This window comes from Caviibacterium pharyngocola, from assembly GCF_002795405.1.
Taxonomy (GTDB): domain Bacteria; phylum Pseudomonadota; class Gammaproteobacteria; order Enterobacterales; family Pasteurellaceae; genus Caviibacterium; species Caviibacterium pharyngocola.
On record NZ_PHGZ01000005.1, the window covers coordinates 1 to 15701 of the forward strand.

General features: G+C 40.8%; 15 protein-coding genes. 8 read left to right on the top strand and 7 right to left on the bottom strand.

From position 1 onward, the window contains the following. The 3 genes from CVP04_RS02365 to sfsA form a co-directional block, all read left to right on the top strand. On the top strand, window positions 1-692 hold a 692-nt coding region (locus tag CVP04_RS02365; protein WP_207761605.1), incomplete at its 5' end, for a YadA family autotransporter adhesin. 77 nt (window positions 693-769) lie between these two features. Then, window positions 770-1915, top strand: coding sequence for a DUF2827 family protein (locus CVP04_RS02370; protein WP_100295927.1), 1146 nt, complete (start codon window positions 770-772; stop codon window positions 1913-1915). A gap of 49 nt (window positions 1916-1964) precedes the next feature. Continuing rightward, on the top strand, window positions 1965-2687 hold the full coding sequence (gene sfsA, locus CVP04_RS02375) for a DNA/RNA nuclease SfsA (protein WP_100295928.1): 723 nt from the start codon (window positions 1965-1967) through the stop codon (window positions 2685-2687). Between the two features lie 142 nt (window positions 2688-2829). On the opposite strand, the gene phoR is transcribed toward sfsA, so the two are convergent. The 6 genes from phoR to pstS all read right to left on the bottom strand — a co-directional run bounded on the left by phoR (window position 2830) and on the right by pstS (window position 8610). After that, on the bottom strand, window positions 2830-4107 hold the full coding sequence (gene phoR, locus CVP04_RS02380) for a phosphate regulon sensor histidine kinase PhoR (protein ID WP_100295929.1): 1278 nt from the start codon (window positions 4105-4107) through the stop codon (window positions 2830-2832). After that, window positions 4104-4796, bottom strand: a complete 693-nt coding sequence (phoB, locus tag CVP04_RS02385; RefSeq protein ID WP_279324761.1) for a phosphate regulon transcriptional regulator PhoB — start codon at window positions 4794-4796, stop codon at window positions 4104-4106. The genes phoR and phoB overlap by 4 nt, the downstream gene beginning before the upstream one ends. A 36-nt stretch (window positions 4797-4832) precedes the next feature. Next, complete coding sequence (pstB, locus tag CVP04_RS02390) at window positions 4833-5609, bottom strand: phosphate ABC transporter ATP-binding protein PstB (RefSeq protein WP_100295931.1); 777 nt, start codon at window positions 5607-5609, stop codon at window positions 4833-4835. A gap of 10 nt (window positions 5610-5619) precedes the next feature. Then, window positions 5620-6465 (bottom strand): phosphate ABC transporter permease PstA, encoded by an 846-nt coding sequence (gene pstA / locus CVP04_RS02395; protein ID WP_100295932.1) that lies wholly within the window; start codon window positions 6463-6465, stop codon window positions 5620-5622. Next, on the bottom strand, window positions 6462-7415 hold the full coding sequence (gene pstC, locus CVP04_RS02400; protein WP_100295933.1) for a phosphate ABC transporter permease subunit PstC: 954 nt from the start codon (window positions 7413-7415) through the stop codon (window positions 6462-6464). The genes pstA and pstC overlap by 4 nt, the downstream gene beginning before the upstream one ends. Window positions 7416-7581: 166 nt before the next feature. After that, complete coding sequence (gene pstS, locus CVP04_RS02405) at window positions 7582-8610, bottom strand: phosphate ABC transporter substrate-binding protein PstS (RefSeq protein WP_207761606.1); 1029 nt, start codon at window positions 8608-8610, stop codon at window positions 7582-7584. Window positions 8611-8807: 197 nt separating this feature from the next. Between pstS and tyrS the strand changes: the two genes are divergently transcribed. From tyrS to CVP04_RS02420, 3 genes are all read left to right on the top strand, one after another. Then, window positions 8808-9995 carry a tyrosine--tRNA ligase gene (gene tyrS / locus CVP04_RS02410; RefSeq protein ID WP_100295935.1) on the top strand — a complete coding sequence of 396 codons (1188 nt, stop codon included), beginning with the start codon at window positions 8808-8810 and terminating at the stop codon, window positions 9993-9995. 84 nt (window positions 9996-10079) lie between these two features. Continuing rightward, window positions 10080-11003 carry an aminoimidazole riboside kinase gene (locus tag CVP04_RS02415; protein ID WP_100295936.1) on the top strand — a complete coding sequence of 308 codons (924 nt, stop codon included), beginning with the start codon at window positions 10080-10082 and terminating at the stop codon, window positions 11001-11003. 70 nt (window positions 11004-11073) lie between these two features. Continuing rightward, a complete protein-coding gene (locus CVP04_RS02420; protein ID WP_100295937.1) occupies window positions 11074-12528 on the top strand; it encodes a glycoside hydrolase family 32 protein in 1455 nt (484 codons plus the stop codon). 130 nt (window positions 12529-12658) lie between these two features. Here the strand turns inward: CVP04_RS02420 and rpsO are convergent, their stop codons facing one another. Continuing rightward, the gene (gene rpsO, locus CVP04_RS02425; RefSeq protein ID WP_100295938.1) at window positions 12659-12928 is read right to left on the bottom strand and encodes a 30S ribosomal protein S15; all 270 of its coding nucleotides are present in this window, start codon (window positions 12926-12928) and stop codon (window positions 12659-12661) included. A gap of 176 nt (window positions 12929-13104) precedes the next feature. On the opposite strand from rpsO, the gene CVP04_RS02430 reads away from it, so the two are divergent. Together CVP04_RS02430 and CVP04_RS02435 are read left to right on the top strand one after the other, a co-directional pair. Beyond that, on the top strand, window positions 13105-14232 hold the full coding sequence (locus CVP04_RS02430; RefSeq protein WP_100295939.1) for a sugar diacid recognition domain-containing protein: 1128 nt from the start codon (window positions 13105-13107) through the stop codon (window positions 14230-14232). Between the two features lie 92 nt (window positions 14233-14324). Next, window positions 14325-15701 carry a GntP family permease gene (locus tag CVP04_RS02435; RefSeq protein ID WP_100295940.1) on the top strand — a complete coding sequence of 459 codons (1377 nt, stop codon included), beginning with the start codon at window positions 14325-14327 and terminating at the stop codon, window positions 15699-15701.

The window sequence follows — 15701 nt, forward strand, 5'->3', positions numbered from 1 at the left end:
CAGCGAGCAACTCAGCAACTGCAGCGAGCGACTCGGCATCTTCTGCAAGTGATTCTGCGGCAACGACAAAACAGTTACTTGATAATTCAGGCTTAACTGAAACGGCGAAAGGTGAAAATGCGACTAAATTCGGTAAAAACTCATCTGCCGACGGTAAAAACAGTTCCGCATTTGGTCATAAAGCAAGTGCAAGCGGTGAGAATTCCACTGCAGTCGGACAATCATCCAAAGCATCCGCCAAAAATAGTACTGCTTTAGGACAAAATGCAACCGCGACGGCACAAAATTCCGTTGCGCTCGGTGCAAACTCCATCGCAAATGAAGCGAATACCGTTTCCGTCGGAAGCAAAGGCAATGAGCGTCGTATCACCAACGTTGCGAATGGTGTAAATGCCACCGACGCGGTGAATAAACGTCAATTAGATCAAGTTTCTTCCGATCTTCGTAGAACGGATCGCAAATTACGCGCCGGCGTCGCCGGAGCTGTTGCCGTGGCGAATATTCCGCAAGTCACTCAACCGGGTGCAAATCTTGTCGGAATGGGCGTAGGTAATTATAATGGTCAAAGTGCGGTTGCCGTCGGATACTCAAAACTTTCAGATAATAATAAAGTTATCTTCAAAATGAGTGCTGGTGCGACAACGCAAGGTGACTATAACGTTGGTGCCGGTGTCGGTTATCAGTGGAAATAATTCCTGACTAATCATCCCACCTGTTATAGGATAACAGGTGGGATTTTTATTTATAAACGAACAAAAAAGGAAATACTATGGCACGCAAATATAAGCTCGGCATTACCTTTAACTTAGAAACGGATGTTGCGGATATTTGGTCTAACGGCATCCACCAAAATCTTGTTTTTCTTTATCAGTTATTTCAGCACTCATCGCTTGTTGAGGACGTTACCTTTGTTTCTTGGGGGCCGAAAAACACCACCGTTCCGGCAGCCGGTTTTATGCTTGACGGGTTGGATCTGAAATTCGCCACCTTTGACGAAGTTGCCGACGAATTGGACGTATTGATTGAAGGAGGGCTATTATTAACGCCTGATCACGCGAGACGCATTCACGACAAAGGCGGAAAAGTAGTGAGTTATAAAATGGGTAACGATTATATTATGGATGTTGAAACCACCATTTTTGCTCGAACGCCGCAACGGGTGTTGAACGGTACGGTTTTTGATCGTATTTGGACGCTTCCGCATCACGAAAATACCAACCGCTCTTATTTATCCATAATGAATCGTTGTCCGCTACACGTCGTGCCCTATATCTGGGCGCCGACCTTCTGCGATATGGTAATAAAAAATATCAAAGAAAAGCACAATATTGATTTCGGTTATAAACCGAACGGCGAATCCGTCGGTAAACGAATCTCGTCTTTTGAACCGAACATTTTTATATTTAAAAACAGCTTTATTCCCGTTCTGATTTGCGAACAAGCTTATCGCACCGCGCCGGAAAAAATTAAACACGCTTATATGTGCAATACCTATAAAATTAAAGATCACAAAACCTTCTTTAACTTTATCGGCAGAACGAATATCGTACGCGACGGTATAATGACCGTGGAAAAACGCTATCAAATGCCGGATTTCTTAGGTCGTTATACGGATATTGTGGTTGCGCATCAATGGGAAAACGGGTTAAATAACGCTTTTAATGATATTTTATACGGCGGATATCCATTTATTCATAATTCGACTCTATTGCCGAAAGGTGTGGGTTATTATTATGATCAATTCGATGCTTTCGAAGGTGCCAAAGTGTTGTTGGACGTGATTGACAATCACGATAAAAACCATCATCAATATACCAAACGCGCCAATGAATATTTGGATTCGTTACATCCGACCAATCCGGTAAATATTTATTATTACGAAAAAGAACTCAAGCGCCTGTTTGAAGATGATTAACATAAAGTGCGGTTCAAATGAGCCGCATTTTTTATTTGAAAGGAATTTTATGCAGCTCCCGCAATTACAATCCGCGACGCTTATTCGTCGCTACAAACGTTTTCTTGCCGATATCGAATTAACAAACGGTGAAATAATCACCATACATTGCGCCAACACCGGTGCGATGACCGGCTGCGGCGAAAAAGGCGATACCGTCTGGTATTCCGATTCTCGCAGCGCCACGCGTAAATATCCGCATTCTTGGGAACTCACCCAACTGAAAAACGGGCAGCTTGTTTGCATTAACACGCATCGTTCCAATCAGTTAACCTTTGAAGCTTTGCAAAATAAGCAAATAAAGGAACTGGCAATGTATGAAGAAATTTATCCGGAAGTGAAATACGGCGAGGAAAACAGCCGGATTGATTTTCTATTGAAAGGCAAAGATCTGCTCGATTGTTATGTGGAAGTCAAATCCGTCACTTTGGTAAAAAATAATATCGGAATGTTTCCCGATGCCGTCACAACCCGCGGTCAAAAACACCTGCGCGAATTAATGGCAATGAAAAAATTAGGTCATAGAGCGGTCGTTTTTTTTGCCGGTTTGCACGATGGTTTCGATTGTTTCAAAATCGCCGAATATATCGATCCCGACTATGACGCGCTATTGTGCCAAGCGCTCAATGAAGGCGTTGAGGTTTATGCCTATGCCGGAAAATTCGATATTTTAAACGGAATTCCCACCGCACTTTCTTTAACCCAAGTCGTGCCTTATATCGGAAAACGTTAATTTTTGAGAATTATTTGCATTTAACTATTGACATTTTATTTGAGAATCATTATCATCTAATCATTCAAACAATAATAGATAATCACTCCAACATTTCAACGCCTCTCCCCCACAACAGAGGCGTTTTTTTTATCTATAAATTTCACACTAGATAACGATTTTTGATAATAAAACTAAAGGTTGCGCCTTTTCCTTCCGTACTTTGAACAGTCAATCCGGAATCGTGCTGTTCTAAAGTATGCTTAACGATCGCTAGTCCTAAGCCCGTTCCTCCCGTTTGATTCGTACGCGATTCGTCCACTCGATAAAAGCGTTCCGTTAAATGCGGTAAATGTTTTGCAGCAATACCAACCCCGTTATCCGATACGGAAAATTCCGCGCCTTGCTCCGTTTTTTTCCAAGAAATTCGAATAACTGCATTTTGTCCCGAATGCTTAATCGCATTATAAATTAAATTGGATACGGCGCTTTGTAACTGACTTTCATCTCCCATAACTTTCAAATTCGGTTCAATATCAAATTCAATTTGATGTTCGTATTTATTTAATACGGCAATACTTTTTTGCAAAGATAAAATCACTTGAGAAAGATCAACCGTTTGATGTTCTTTATTGGTTGAAGTTTCTATTTTCGCCAGAATATTCAGTTGATTCAATAATATCGCCATTCGTTCGGCTTGTTCTTTCATCGCCTGTAATGCTTTTATTTGCAATGCAGATTGGCATTCATCGTTCTCCAATAATTCTAAATATCCTCGAATAACCGTTAATGGTGTTCTTAATTCGTGGTTCATATTATTTAAAAAAGTTTGACGAGAATGTAGCAAGCGAATAAATTGAGTGACGTCTCTAGCAATCATTAAATACAGTTTATCATCATATTTATTAATATTAATTTCAATATAACGTTGATTATTTAATAATAGAACTAAAGGATGACGCCATTTTTCTTTATTAAAATAGTGTTTAAATTCATCATAAAAAATAACGTTAAATACATCTTTAACAACCTTTTTATCCCAGAAAAAATCAAAGATCTGCTGAGATACCTGATTACACCAAGTTATCCGACCGTTTTCTTCAAACAAAATAATTCCGTCAGGCAAATATTGAATATTTTTATTTAATTTGGATAACATTCGTAATGTTTGAATTTTATCTCGGCGACGATGATGATTTTTATAAGCAATGCTTTGTGAAAAGTATTCCAATATATTATGAGTTCGTTTGTGTTTCGGCTGTTGCGGAGCAAGCAGATGTAAAAGATTATATTCGCTGTAATGATGCCAAACTAATAGTAGAATTAGAATAATAATAAACCAAAATTCGAAATCTTTAGCAAAAAAACCGAATAGTAACGCAATAATTACCGCGATAATCAATTCAATGATGAAATATTTAATTGAGCTATAATTTTTCACTGTATATCCTGAAAATGGTTGGAAAATCTATATCCCGTTCCTCTGACGGTTTGAACATAACATTCCAGCCCATAAGGTTCTAGGCTTCTGCGTAAACGTCTAATATAAGAATCTACCGTGCGATCTTCGACATAAATATCATTTCCCCAAATAAAATCCAATAATTGCTCTCGACTATATACTTTTTCAGGGTGAGTCATAAAAAAATGCAATAATTTATATTCTGTCGCACTTAATTCTATAACTTGTTGACGAAAACTCACCCGTTGCGCTTCCGGATCTAAAATTAAATCATCAATACAAATTAATTTGTTTGATTCATAACTACGCCGCAAAACCGCTTCTATGCGCGCCAATAATACTTTCGGTGAAAAAGGTTTGGTGACATAATCATCCGCACCGGCATTTAAGCAAAGGATACAATCTTCTTCCGTGCTTCTTGCGGTTAACATCACAATAGGAATCATTGAGGTATCGCCATTCTTTTTAAGAAATTGAATAAGTTGAATGCCCGAACGACCAGGCAGCATCCAATCTAATAAAATTAAATCGGGTTTTTCTTTCAATTTTTTGACCGCACTTTGATAATCTTCCGCTTCAAGAGTTCGGTAGCCTTGCTGATCCAGAAAAAGCGTGATCATTTCCCTAATCGATCTTTCATCTTCGACAATTAATATTTTTTTATCCACGCCAACCTCCCTTTGATAAATCATACGATATGAATATTATCCCATACGCCCTTGAATGTAATCAGCCGTTTTCTGATATTTCGGTGAATTAAATAATATCTTCGTTTGATCAAATTCCACTAACTCCCCCAAATACATATAGGCGGTATAATCGGAGCAACGCAAAGCTTGCTGCATATTGTGAGTGACTATCGCGACAGTATAATCGTTTTTTAACTCACCGATTAATTCTTCGATTTTCATCGTAGAAATAGGATCTAATGCGGAACAAGGTTCATCCAATAGCAATACGTCCGGTTTGACCGCAATACCGCGCGCAATACATAAACGTTGCTGTTGTCCGCCGGACAAACTATCACCGCTTTGGTGCAACTTATCTTTTACTTCATTCCATAACGCAGCTTTAGTTAATGCCCATTCGACCCGTTCATTCAATTCCGATTTACTTAGCTTTTCAAATAATCGAATACCAAAAGCCACATTATTATAAATAGACATTGGGAAAGGCGTCGGCTTTTGAAAAACCATCCCGATTTTCGCGCGAATAATCGAAATATCCACCTCAGTCGTTAATAAATTTTCCCCATCCATATTAATTTCTCCGGTCGCACGTTGCGCCGGATAAAGCTCGAACATTCTATTAAACGTTCGCAACAAAGTCGATTTACCGCAACCGGACGGTCCGATAAATGCCGTCACTTTATTTTTAGCGATGTGCATATTAATATTTTTTAACGCGTGAAAATCACCGTAATAAAAATTTAAATGATTGACCGCTATTTTAGTTTCATTTTCCGAGATTATTAATGTCATATTTATTCCTTTATTTTTTATCAAAAACGATACGAGTAATCATATTCAGCAATAACACAAAGAACGCTATCAATGTTGCGCCCGCCCAGGCCAGATTATTCCAATCTTGAAACGGACTGGCGGCATATTGATAGATTACTACCGGTAAATTTGCCATTGGTCCATTCATATTTAGTGAAGTAAATTGATTAGATAATGCGGTAAATAAAAGCGGCGCGGTTTCGCCTGCAATTCTTGCAACGGCTAATAATACGCCGGTAATAATGCCCGAACGCGCAGAACGATAACAAATCATAGTAATCACTCGCCATTGAGGACAACCTAACGCCGCAGCCGCTTCACGCAAGTTATTCGGAATTAGGCTTAGCATACTGTCCGTTGAACGTACGACTACGGGAATAACCAGCATTGCTAAAGCAAAAGATCCCGCCCAACCGGAATAATGTTGTACTTGCGCAACATAAACCGCATAAATAAATAACCCGATAACAATAGAAGGTGCGGAAAGTAAAATATCATTCAGAAAACGGGTTGCCGCCGCTAATCGGCCGTATCGTCCGTATTCTGCCAAATACGTCCCTGCCAAAATACCGATAGGCGTACCGATCAACGTCGCAACAGACAGCATCAATAGAGAACCTAAAATGGCATTAGACAAACCGCCCGACTCATTCGGCGCCGGTGTTTCTTGAATGAATAATTCGAAAGATAATGCGGGAACGCCTTTCATAAGTAAGGTTAAAATGATCCAACACAACCAAAATAAACCGAATACCACAGCACTAAAAGCAGCGGTCAACATAATTCCGTTTTTTAATTTCCGACAATAAAATCGAGTATTTTGATAATTTTTCATTTACTTTTTCCTCTTTGCTTCGTAATACGAGAAATTAAGAAACGTGATATCACTAAAACAATGGTCGTAATAAAAAATAAGATCAGTCCGAGTTCCATTAATGCAGATTTTTGTAAACCGGCAGACTCGTTAAACTCGTTCGAAATTGCCGAAGCGATGGATACGGAGGGCGAAAAAATAGACTCCGGCAATGTAAAGGCGTTACCGATTACAAAAGTAACCGCCATCGTCTCCCCCAATGCACGCCCCAAACCGAGCATAACACTACCAATCAGTCCGCTTTTCGTATAAGGTAAAACGACCTGCCAAACAACTTCCCATACCGTCGCACCCAAACCGTAAGCGGATTCTTTTAACATCGGCGGAACGGAGGAAAACATATCTCTCATCATAGAGGCAATAAACGGAATAATCATAATGGCAAGCACCAATCCCGCACTGAATAGACCGATGCCGAAAGGTGCGCCTGAAAATAATATTCCGACAAAAGGCAAAGGACTTAATAAGTCAATTAACGTCGGCTGAATGTATTCTTGAAATAGCGGAACAAACACAAACAATCCCCACATTCCGTAAATAATTGATGGAATTGCCGCCAACATTTCAATCGCAATACCTATCGGCTTTTTCACGCACTTCGGCGCTAATTCGGTTAAAAAAGTCGCAATTCCGAATGAAACGGGAACAGCCAAAAATAACGCGAGGAAAGAAGAAATAAGCGTACCGATAATAGGCACTAACGCGCCGTAATTATCTTTTACCGGATCCCAATCATTGATGAAAAAAAACGAAAAATTAAATCGCGAGATTGCTTCTTGACTTCCAATCATTAACGAAATCAGTATCATCGCTAACAAACAAAATACGAATATGGCAAAAAACACCGTCGTATTTTTAAATAAATTTTCTATTCGTCTATGGTTTAAACATTTTCGATTAATTGTGTGCATATCATTATTTCATAATTAGGGTTCATTGACCGTTATTGATGACTTTCACCAAAGTATTTTTCCTTGGTTCCAACAGTTGTTTTTAGATGAGGTGCCGACCGTAGTTCAAACATATAAAAATCCACACCTCAAAGTTCTCTATCCGGTTGAATAGAAGAATTAAAAATTAACGAATTAAATTACCTTGCGTATCCTTTACTTCCGTGTTCCATTTATGTTGAATTTGTTTCACAAGCGCTTCAGGTAAAGGCACATAATCTAACGCTAATGCTGCATTTTGTCCTTTTTCTAAAGCCCATTCGAAAAAATCAAGTACGTTTTTGGCATTCTCCGCATTGTCTGCTTTTTTATGCACAAGAATAAAACTCGCCGCAGTAACGGGCCAAGATTGTTCACCGCTTTCATCCGTTAGAATAACGCCCATTCCCGCCTCATTATCCCATTTCGCATTCATCGCTGCCGCCGCAAAACTTTCTTTTGAAGGCGACACGAATACACCGTTTTTATTTTGTAATCGAGCCCAAGTTAAGCCGTTTTGTTTTGCATAGGCATATTCCACATAACCGATCGAATATTTCAGCTGTTTCACATAAGCGGCAACACCTTCATTTCCTTTTCCGCCTTGTCCTGTCGGCCATTTTACGGATTTTCCTTCACCGACTTTCTCCTTCCACTCGAGTGACACTTTGGCCAAATAATTCGTCCATCCGAAAGTCGTACCCGAACCATCCGAGCGATGAACGACAATAATACTTTTATCCGGTAAACTTAGTCCCTCATTTAATTTTGCGATTGCCGGATCATTCCACTTTTTAATTTTTCCTAAAAAAATATCCGCCAAAACAATGCCGGATAATCGTAATCGACCGTTTTCAATTTCCGGAATATTCACGACCGGCACCGTTCCGCCGATGATCGCCGGAAATTGCAATAATTGATGTTCATCCAATTTATCCGATTTCATCGGATCATCGGAAGCGCCGAAATCAACGGTTTTCGCAATAATTTGTTGCTGTCCGCCACCTGAACCGATAGATTGATAATTCACTTGCGTACCCGTTTCTTTTTCATATAATGCCGCCCATTTCGCATAAATAGGATAAGGAAAAGAAGCGCCCGCACCGGTAATAGTATGCCCTTGCGCCATACCGATCGCTCCCAATGAAATCCCCAACACTAATAACTTTCTCATCATTTTCATTCTCCTGTTACACAAATTATTTTTACCGAACTTGAAGTATAGTGAAGAAATATGACAATTTGATGACAGCAAAAAGAATCGAAAATATGTAAAATTTGATACTACGCGGAGCGAATGCGGGCTTTTCATTTCGGCAATAATCTCTATAATAAGGACGCAGATATTGAAGAAAACTAACATAGGAATGACCAATGACTGATATCAATGTTGTTCTCGCGGAACTGAAGCGCGGTACCGATCAAATCTTTTCGGAACAAGATTTAATCGAAAAACTCAAAGAAAATCGTCCGCTCAGAATTAAATTAGGTGCGGATCCTACTGCGCCGGATATTCACTTAGGCCATACCGTCGTATTAAACAAATTGCGCCAATTCCAAAATTTCGGTCACGAAGTGATCTTCTTGATCGGCGATTTCACCGCCACCGTCGGCGATCCTTCCGGTAAAAACGCCACTCGCCCACCGCTTTCGCGCGAAGATGTGTTGCGCAATGCGGAAACCTATAAAGAACAAATCTTCAAAATTTTAGATCCGCAAAAAACCCGTATCGTATTCAACTCCGATTGGTTGGGCGAATTGGGTACTGTCGGGATGATTCGTTTGGCGTCTAACTACACCGTTGCGCGAATGTTAGAACGTGATGACTTCAAAAAACGCTTTAGCAATAATCAATCCATCGCCATTCACGAATTTATTTATCCGTTGTTGCAAGGCTACGATTCCGTGCATTTGAAAGCGGACGTCGAACTCGGCGGCACCGACCAAACCTTCAATTTATTGATCGGTCGCGAATTACAAAAATCCGACGGTCAAAAACCGCAAGTAGCAATGACTTTACCGCTTTTAGTGGGCTTGGACGGTGAGAAAAAAATGTCTAAATCCTTAGGCAACTATATCGGCGTCAGCGACGAACCGAACGAAATGTTCGGCAAAGTAATGTCGATTTCCGACGAATTAATGTGGGATTGGTATGATTTATTGTCTTTCCGTCCATTAGCCGAAATCGCGCAATTTAAACAAGATGTAGCAAACGGCGCTAATCCGCGTGATGTGAAAGTGTTGTTAGCGAAAGAAATTATCGCACGTTTCCACAGCGAAGCCGCCGCCGATGCCGCAGAACAAGAATTTATCAATCGTTTCCAAAAAGGCGCGTTGCCGGACGAAATGCCGGAATTTACCTTTGAAGGCGAAATCGGTTTGGCAAACTTGTTAAAAGAAGCCGGCTTAGTCGGTTCCACCTCCGAAGCGATCCGTATGGTTCAGCAAGGCGGCGTAAAAATTAACGGTGAAAAAGTCGATGATGCTAAACTCACCGTCAGCACCTCCACCGCCGTTTATCAGGTTGGCAAACGCAAATTTGCGCGCGTTACCGTTAAATAATCCGTCAGGACGCTGCGTGCGTCCTTTTTTCAATATATTCTTGCGGACGCACGAGCTGCGTCCTTACACAACAAGGAAAATACTATGTCAAAAATTTGGGTTTTAGGTGATGCGGTCGTCGATTTAATTCCCGACGGCGAACAACATTATTTACGTTGCGCGGGCGGTGCGCCGGCAAATGTTGCCGTCGGTGTAGCACGTTTAGGCGGTGAAAGCGCGTTCATCGGTCGCGTCGGGTTGGATCCTTTGGGCGAATTTATGCAACAAACGTTGCAAGCGGAAAACGTGAACACGGATTTTATGCACCTTGATCCGCAACAACGTACCTCCACCGTGGTCGTCGGTTTAACCAACGGCGAACGCAGCTTCACCTTTATGGTCAATCCAAGTGCGGATCAATTTTTAGAAGTTTCCGATTTACCGACCTTCCAAGCGGGCGAATGGCTACACTGCTGCTCTATCGCGTTAATCAACGAACCGACCCGCAGCGCCACGTTAACGGCGATGAAAAATATTCGTCTCGCCGGCGGAAAAGTGTCTTTCGATCCGAACTTGCGCGAAAGCTTGTGGAAAAGCATTGACGAAATGAAACAAGTGGTAATGCAAGCCGTCGCCCTTGCCGATGTATTGAAGTTTTCGGAAGAAGAATTGACGTTACTCACCGACACCGACAGCTTAGAAAAAGCGTTTGAAAAAATCACCGCACTTTATCCGGAAAAATTGATTATCGTCACGCTGGGCAAAGAAGGTGCCTTATATCATTTGAACGGTCAAAAAGCGGTAATTGCCGGCAAAGCGCTACAACCCGTCGATACCACAGGCGCGGGCGATGCCTTTGTAGGCGGCTTACTCGCCGGTTTGTCACAAAATGCCGATTGGCAACAAAACGACGTCTTAGTTCGCATTATTCGCCAAGCCAACGCGTGCGGCGCATTAGCCACCACGGCAAAAGGCGCGATGTCGGCACTGCCGAATCAAGCGCAATTAGCGGCATTTTTAGCCGATTAATCTGCAAGACGGGCAAATATGTCCGTCTTAATTTTCACTCCCGCCATATTAACCGCTAAGGGGATCTGCGATGATTATTTTTAACAACGGTAAATACAAAAGCATTTATGCCGCCGAACAAAATGAATTAGCTCAAATTGCTGAAACGGTTGCGCAAGATAAAGACTTCCGCCCTATTTATCACCTTGCACCGCCGACCGGCTTGTTGAACGATCCGAACGGATTGGTGTTTGACGGTGAAAAATATCATTTATTTTATCAATGGTATCCTTTCGACGCCTTGCACGGAATGAAACACTGGAAACATTTCACCACGCAAGATTTTCAAACCTTCCGTGCCGCAGATGATTTGGTGCCTTGCGAATTATTCGAAAGCCACGGCTGCTATTCCGGCGGCGCATTGTTGGTCGGCGATAAAATTGCCGTATTTTATACCGGCAATACTCGTCGCCCGAGCGACAACCAACGCGTGCCTTATCAAAATCTGGCAATTTTTACCAAAGAAGGCAAATTATTAAGCAAACGCCCATTAATTGAAAACGCACCGCAAGGCTATACGGAACACGTTCGCGATCCAAAACCGTTCTTCACTGCGGAAGGCAAAATCCGCTTTATTTGCGGCGCGCAACGTGAAAATTTAACCGGAACAGCGATTGTGTTCGAAATGGATAATTTGGACGATACGCCACGTTTATTAGGCGAATTGACCTTGCCGGCATTTGATAATCAAAATGTCTTTATGTGGGAATGTCCAGATTTATTTAAGCGTTCGCACGAAGAAAAAGATGTCTTTATTTGGTCACCACAAGGCAAAGCACGCGAACAGGAACAATTCCAAAATAATTATCACGCCGCTTATGCCGTGGGAAAATTAGACAATTTGCACTTCACTGCCGAGCATATTGCAGAACTGGATCAAGGTTTTGATTTTTATGCGCCGCAAACCTTCTACAATACGCAAACCACAATGTTCGGTTGGATCGGCTTGCCGGATTTAACCTATCCGACGGATCGCTACAAATGGCATTCGATGCTCACAATGCCGCGCGCATTGCGTTTGGTGGATGATCAACTTTATCAACAACCGATCACGGAAATTTATCAAAATATGACCGCACTTCAATCGATATCAGTGACGGAAACAACGGAAATCCCGAATTTGGATCGCGCTTATTTAACCTTTGATGCAGAAAATCGTCCGTTTAAACTTTCGTTTTTCCATAACACGCAAAACCAACGGCTCACTTTGTCTTACGACGGCGAAACACTTTGTTTAGACCGAAACGCCACGGAACAAACGCCGTTAATGGAACAATTCGGCGCACAGCGTTATTGTCACATTCCGAATTTGCATAAAGTAGAAATTTTCTTTGACCGTTCGGTCGCGGAAATCTTCTTAAACGACGGCGAAAAAGCAATGACCTCTCGCTTTTTCATCGCCGACAGAGAAAATCACCTATCCGCCGAAAATATTTCCACAATTCAAATCGCTTACCCGCAAGCAATTAAATACGAATCCGCATAACTGCATTCAAAACCAAACGGCCGAATTTCTTCAGCCGTTTTTTGTTTATAAAGGTAGTATAATAGATAAAAAAAGCGCCCAAATTTGAGCGCTTTTTGATAAATTATAATAGGTAAATCGTGATAAAAGATTAGCGACGTAAACCTAAACGAGCGATAGTTTCAGAATATTTCGCAAGATCAGTACGTTTTAAGTAATCTAAAAGCTTACGACGACGAGAAACCATACGCAATAAACCACGACGACCGTGATGGTCTTTTTTATGCTCTGCGAAGTGAGCTTGTAAGTGGTTGATTTGTGCAGTTAATAATGCGATTTGAACTTCGGAAGAACCGGTATCTTTTGCATCACGACCAAATTCAGCAACGATTGCCGCTTTTTTTTCTGTGCTTAGAGACATAATAAAATCCTCTTAAATGAGTTTTGTTAATGATACATCGCTAGCCGATCTCTAATTCAGCTACGACAAGGAATGTGAATTTTAAACATTGCGTGGGGAAAATGCAATAAATATTATTCGGAGCGACCAATTTTATTGTAGTATTAAATCAATTTTGTTCTTAAATAAGGCGTGATATGGAACTGAACAAACAAACTGCACAAAAGATTGTCAAACGCGCGATGAATATTATTAAAAATTCCGTCAATGTAATGGATAAAAACGGTATCATTATCGCTTCCGGCGATACGTCACGTTTAAATCAAAAACATATCGGTGCAGTATTGGCAATTAGGGATAATCGCGTTATTGAAATTGATGAAGTTTTGGCGAAAAAATGGAATTTTGAAGCCAAACCCGGCATTAACGTGCCAATTAATTATTTAGGCAATACTTTAGGCGTGGTGGGTATTTCCGGCGAGCCTGATAAAGTTCGTTCTTACGCAGAACTGGTAAAAATGACGGCGGAATTGATCATCGAACAACAAATTTTATTGGAACAAGAACGTTGGGCATATCGATATAAAGAAGAATTTATCTTACATCTTTTAAATGAAAAACAATCCTTACACGAATTAAAACAACAAGCAGCGTTTTTTGATATTGATCTGGATTTACCTTATGTCGTTGCGATTATTAAGTTGTGTCAATCCGGTTTCGGGCAACTGCAAGAATTAATTACTTATCTAAATCAACCGCACTTTCACTATCATTCGGCGATTTTATCCCTTAACACCGTCGCCGTACTCATCACACCTGAGCAAGCCGATACACAACATCTGAATAAATTATTACCGCCCGGCGTTGACATACATCATTATAAAATTGCGGTAGGAGCCAATTTAACCAATGAATTTAAGCTGCATTTTTCCTATAAAACCGCTTTAACCACATTAAATTATGGGCAAAAATGTTTCCCGAAACGTAGTTTTTATTTCTTTGAACAACATCAACTTCCCGTTTTATTGAATCATCTGAGCGATTCTTGGCAAGCGGAGAAATTGCTGAAACCTCTACAAAATTTATATCAACAAGATACCAATCGACAGTTAAGAAAAACACTGCAACAATATTTTCTGTCAAATTGTGATCTGAGTCTCACCAGTCAAAAACTATTTATCCATACTAATACGTTAAGGTATCGGTTAAATAAAATAGAACAACTTACTTCTTTATCTTTCAATAAGATAGACGATCTTTTTATCTTTTATTTAAGCACATTTCTTCAACCTAATTTTAGAGAAAATAACAATAAAATAGTCTAATTGATTAAGATTATTGTTATTTGAAACAAAGTTTTTTTCGTGCAAAACCATAATAATGCAAATGGGATCTCAACTAATATAAGGAGTTTTCTATGAGTGGTATTGCATTAATTATCAGCTTTATCATCGCAATTATCATTATGATTTGGATGATAGCGAAACTGAAAGTTCATCCGTTTTTAGCCCTAATGACCATATCCTTAGCACTGGCATTCATTGCAGGCATAGGTTTGGATAAAATTCCGGCAATTATTGGTGACGGATTCAGCGGTACATTTAAAAGTATCGGTATCGTCATTATTTTCGGTGCGATTATCGGTACAGTATTAGAAAAAACCGGCGCAGCGTTAAAACTTGCCGATATGGTCGTGAAAGTTGTCGGACAAAAACATCCTGAAGCAGCAATGCTAATTATGGGCTGGGTAGTCGGTATTCCGGTGTTCTGCGACAGCGGCTTTGTTGTACTCAATCCGATTCGTGAAGCTATTCGTAAAAAAATCGCCGCCAATCCGGTCGGAATGGCTGTAGCGCTCAGTGCCGGTTTGTACGCCTCACACGTTTTCATCCCACCGACACCGGGTCCAATCGCTGCGGCAGGTGCGGTGGGACTAAGCCATAATTTATTATTAGTGATCGGAATGGGCGTCGTGGTTTCTATTCCCGTATTGCTCGCGTCTTATCTTTTCGCCAAATACATCGGCAAATCCGTTACACTCTCCGATGAGGACGCCGATGCAGTAATAGAAAAAACTTATGAGCAATTAATTAAAGAATACGGAAAGTTACCAAGCGGTTTTTTAAGCCTCGCTCCGATTTTTGCGCCGATTTTCTTTATGACCCTAGGTTCCGTTGCGAAAATAATGGGCATTGGCGGCGAATTCGGTACTCTATTACAATTCTTAGGTAATCCGATTATTGCCTTAGCGATAGGCGTAGTGTTTGCGGTATTTTTACTCATCGGTTCCAATAAAATTGATGAATTCGATGCAATCACTAACGATACCTTAAAACTTGTCGGTCCGATTTTGTTTATTACCGCAGCGGGCGGTGTATTGGGCAAAGTTATTATTGAAGCCGGTTTCGTCGAATATATCAAACAAAATGCGCATATTATCAGCGCTGCGGGTATTTTCTTCCCGTTCCTGATTTCCGCCATATTAAAGACTGCACAAGGCAGTTCAACAGTGGCAATTATTACTACTGCGTCAATTATGGGAATGTTTAATGCGAACGACTCCTTAATGAACGCCTTGGGATTAACCTCCGAAATCGCCGCCGCATTAACGGTTATGGCAATCGCCGCCGGTGCAATGTGCGTTTCTCACGCCAATGACAGTTATTATTGGGTCGTTACCAATTTGACGAAAATGACACCGCAACAAGGTTACCGCACGCAAACCACCCTCACCTTTATTATGGGGCTCGTCGGTATCTTAACGGTTTATGTATTATCTTTAGTGCTATTGTAA

What these genes read in the sequence shown, in the direction of transcription:
- CVP04_RS02370 (WP_100295927.1), top strand. Translation starts at nt 770, where the DNA reads ATGGCACGCAAATATAAGCTCGGCATTACCTTTAACTTAGAAACGGAT.
- sfsA (WP_100295928.1), top strand. Translation starts at nt 1,965, where the DNA reads ATGCAGCTCCCGCAATTACAATCCGCGACGCTTATTCGTCGCTACAAA.
- pstB (WP_100295931.1), bottom strand. Translation starts at nt 5,609, where the DNA reads ATGACATTAATAATCTCGGAAAATGAAACTAAAATAGCGGTCAATCAT.
- pstA (WP_100295932.1), bottom strand. Translation starts at nt 6,465, where the DNA reads ATGAAAAATTATCAAAATACTCGATTTTATTGTCGGAAATTAAAAAAC.
- pstC (WP_100295933.1), bottom strand. Translation starts at nt 7,415, where the DNA reads ATGCACACAATTAATCGAAAATGTTTAAACCATAGACGAATAGAAAAT.
- pstS (WP_207761606.1), bottom strand. Translation starts at nt 8,610, where the DNA reads ATGATGAGAAAGTTATTAGTGTTGGGGATTTCATTGGGAGCGATCGGT.
- tyrS (WP_100295935.1), top strand. Translation starts at nt 8,808, where the DNA reads ATGACTGATATCAATGTTGTTCTCGCGGAACTGAAGCGCGGTACCGAT.
- CVP04_RS02415 (WP_100295936.1), top strand. Translation starts at nt 10,080, where the DNA reads ATGTCAAAAATTTGGGTTTTAGGTGATGCGGTCGTCGATTTAATTCCC.
- CVP04_RS02420 (WP_100295937.1), top strand. Translation starts at nt 11,074, where the DNA reads ATGATTATTTTTAACAACGGTAAATACAAAAGCATTTATGCCGCCGAA.
- rpsO (WP_100295938.1), bottom strand. Translation starts at nt 12,928, where the DNA reads ATGTCTCTAAGCACAGAAAAAAAAGCGGCAATCGTTGCTGAATTTGGT.
- CVP04_RS02430 (WP_100295939.1), top strand. Translation starts at nt 13,105, where the DNA reads ATGGAACTGAACAAACAAACTGCACAAAAGATTGTCAAACGCGCGATG.
- CVP04_RS02435 (WP_100295940.1), top strand. Translation starts at nt 14,325, where the DNA reads ATGAGTGGTATTGCATTAATTATCAGCTTTATCATCGCAATTATCATT.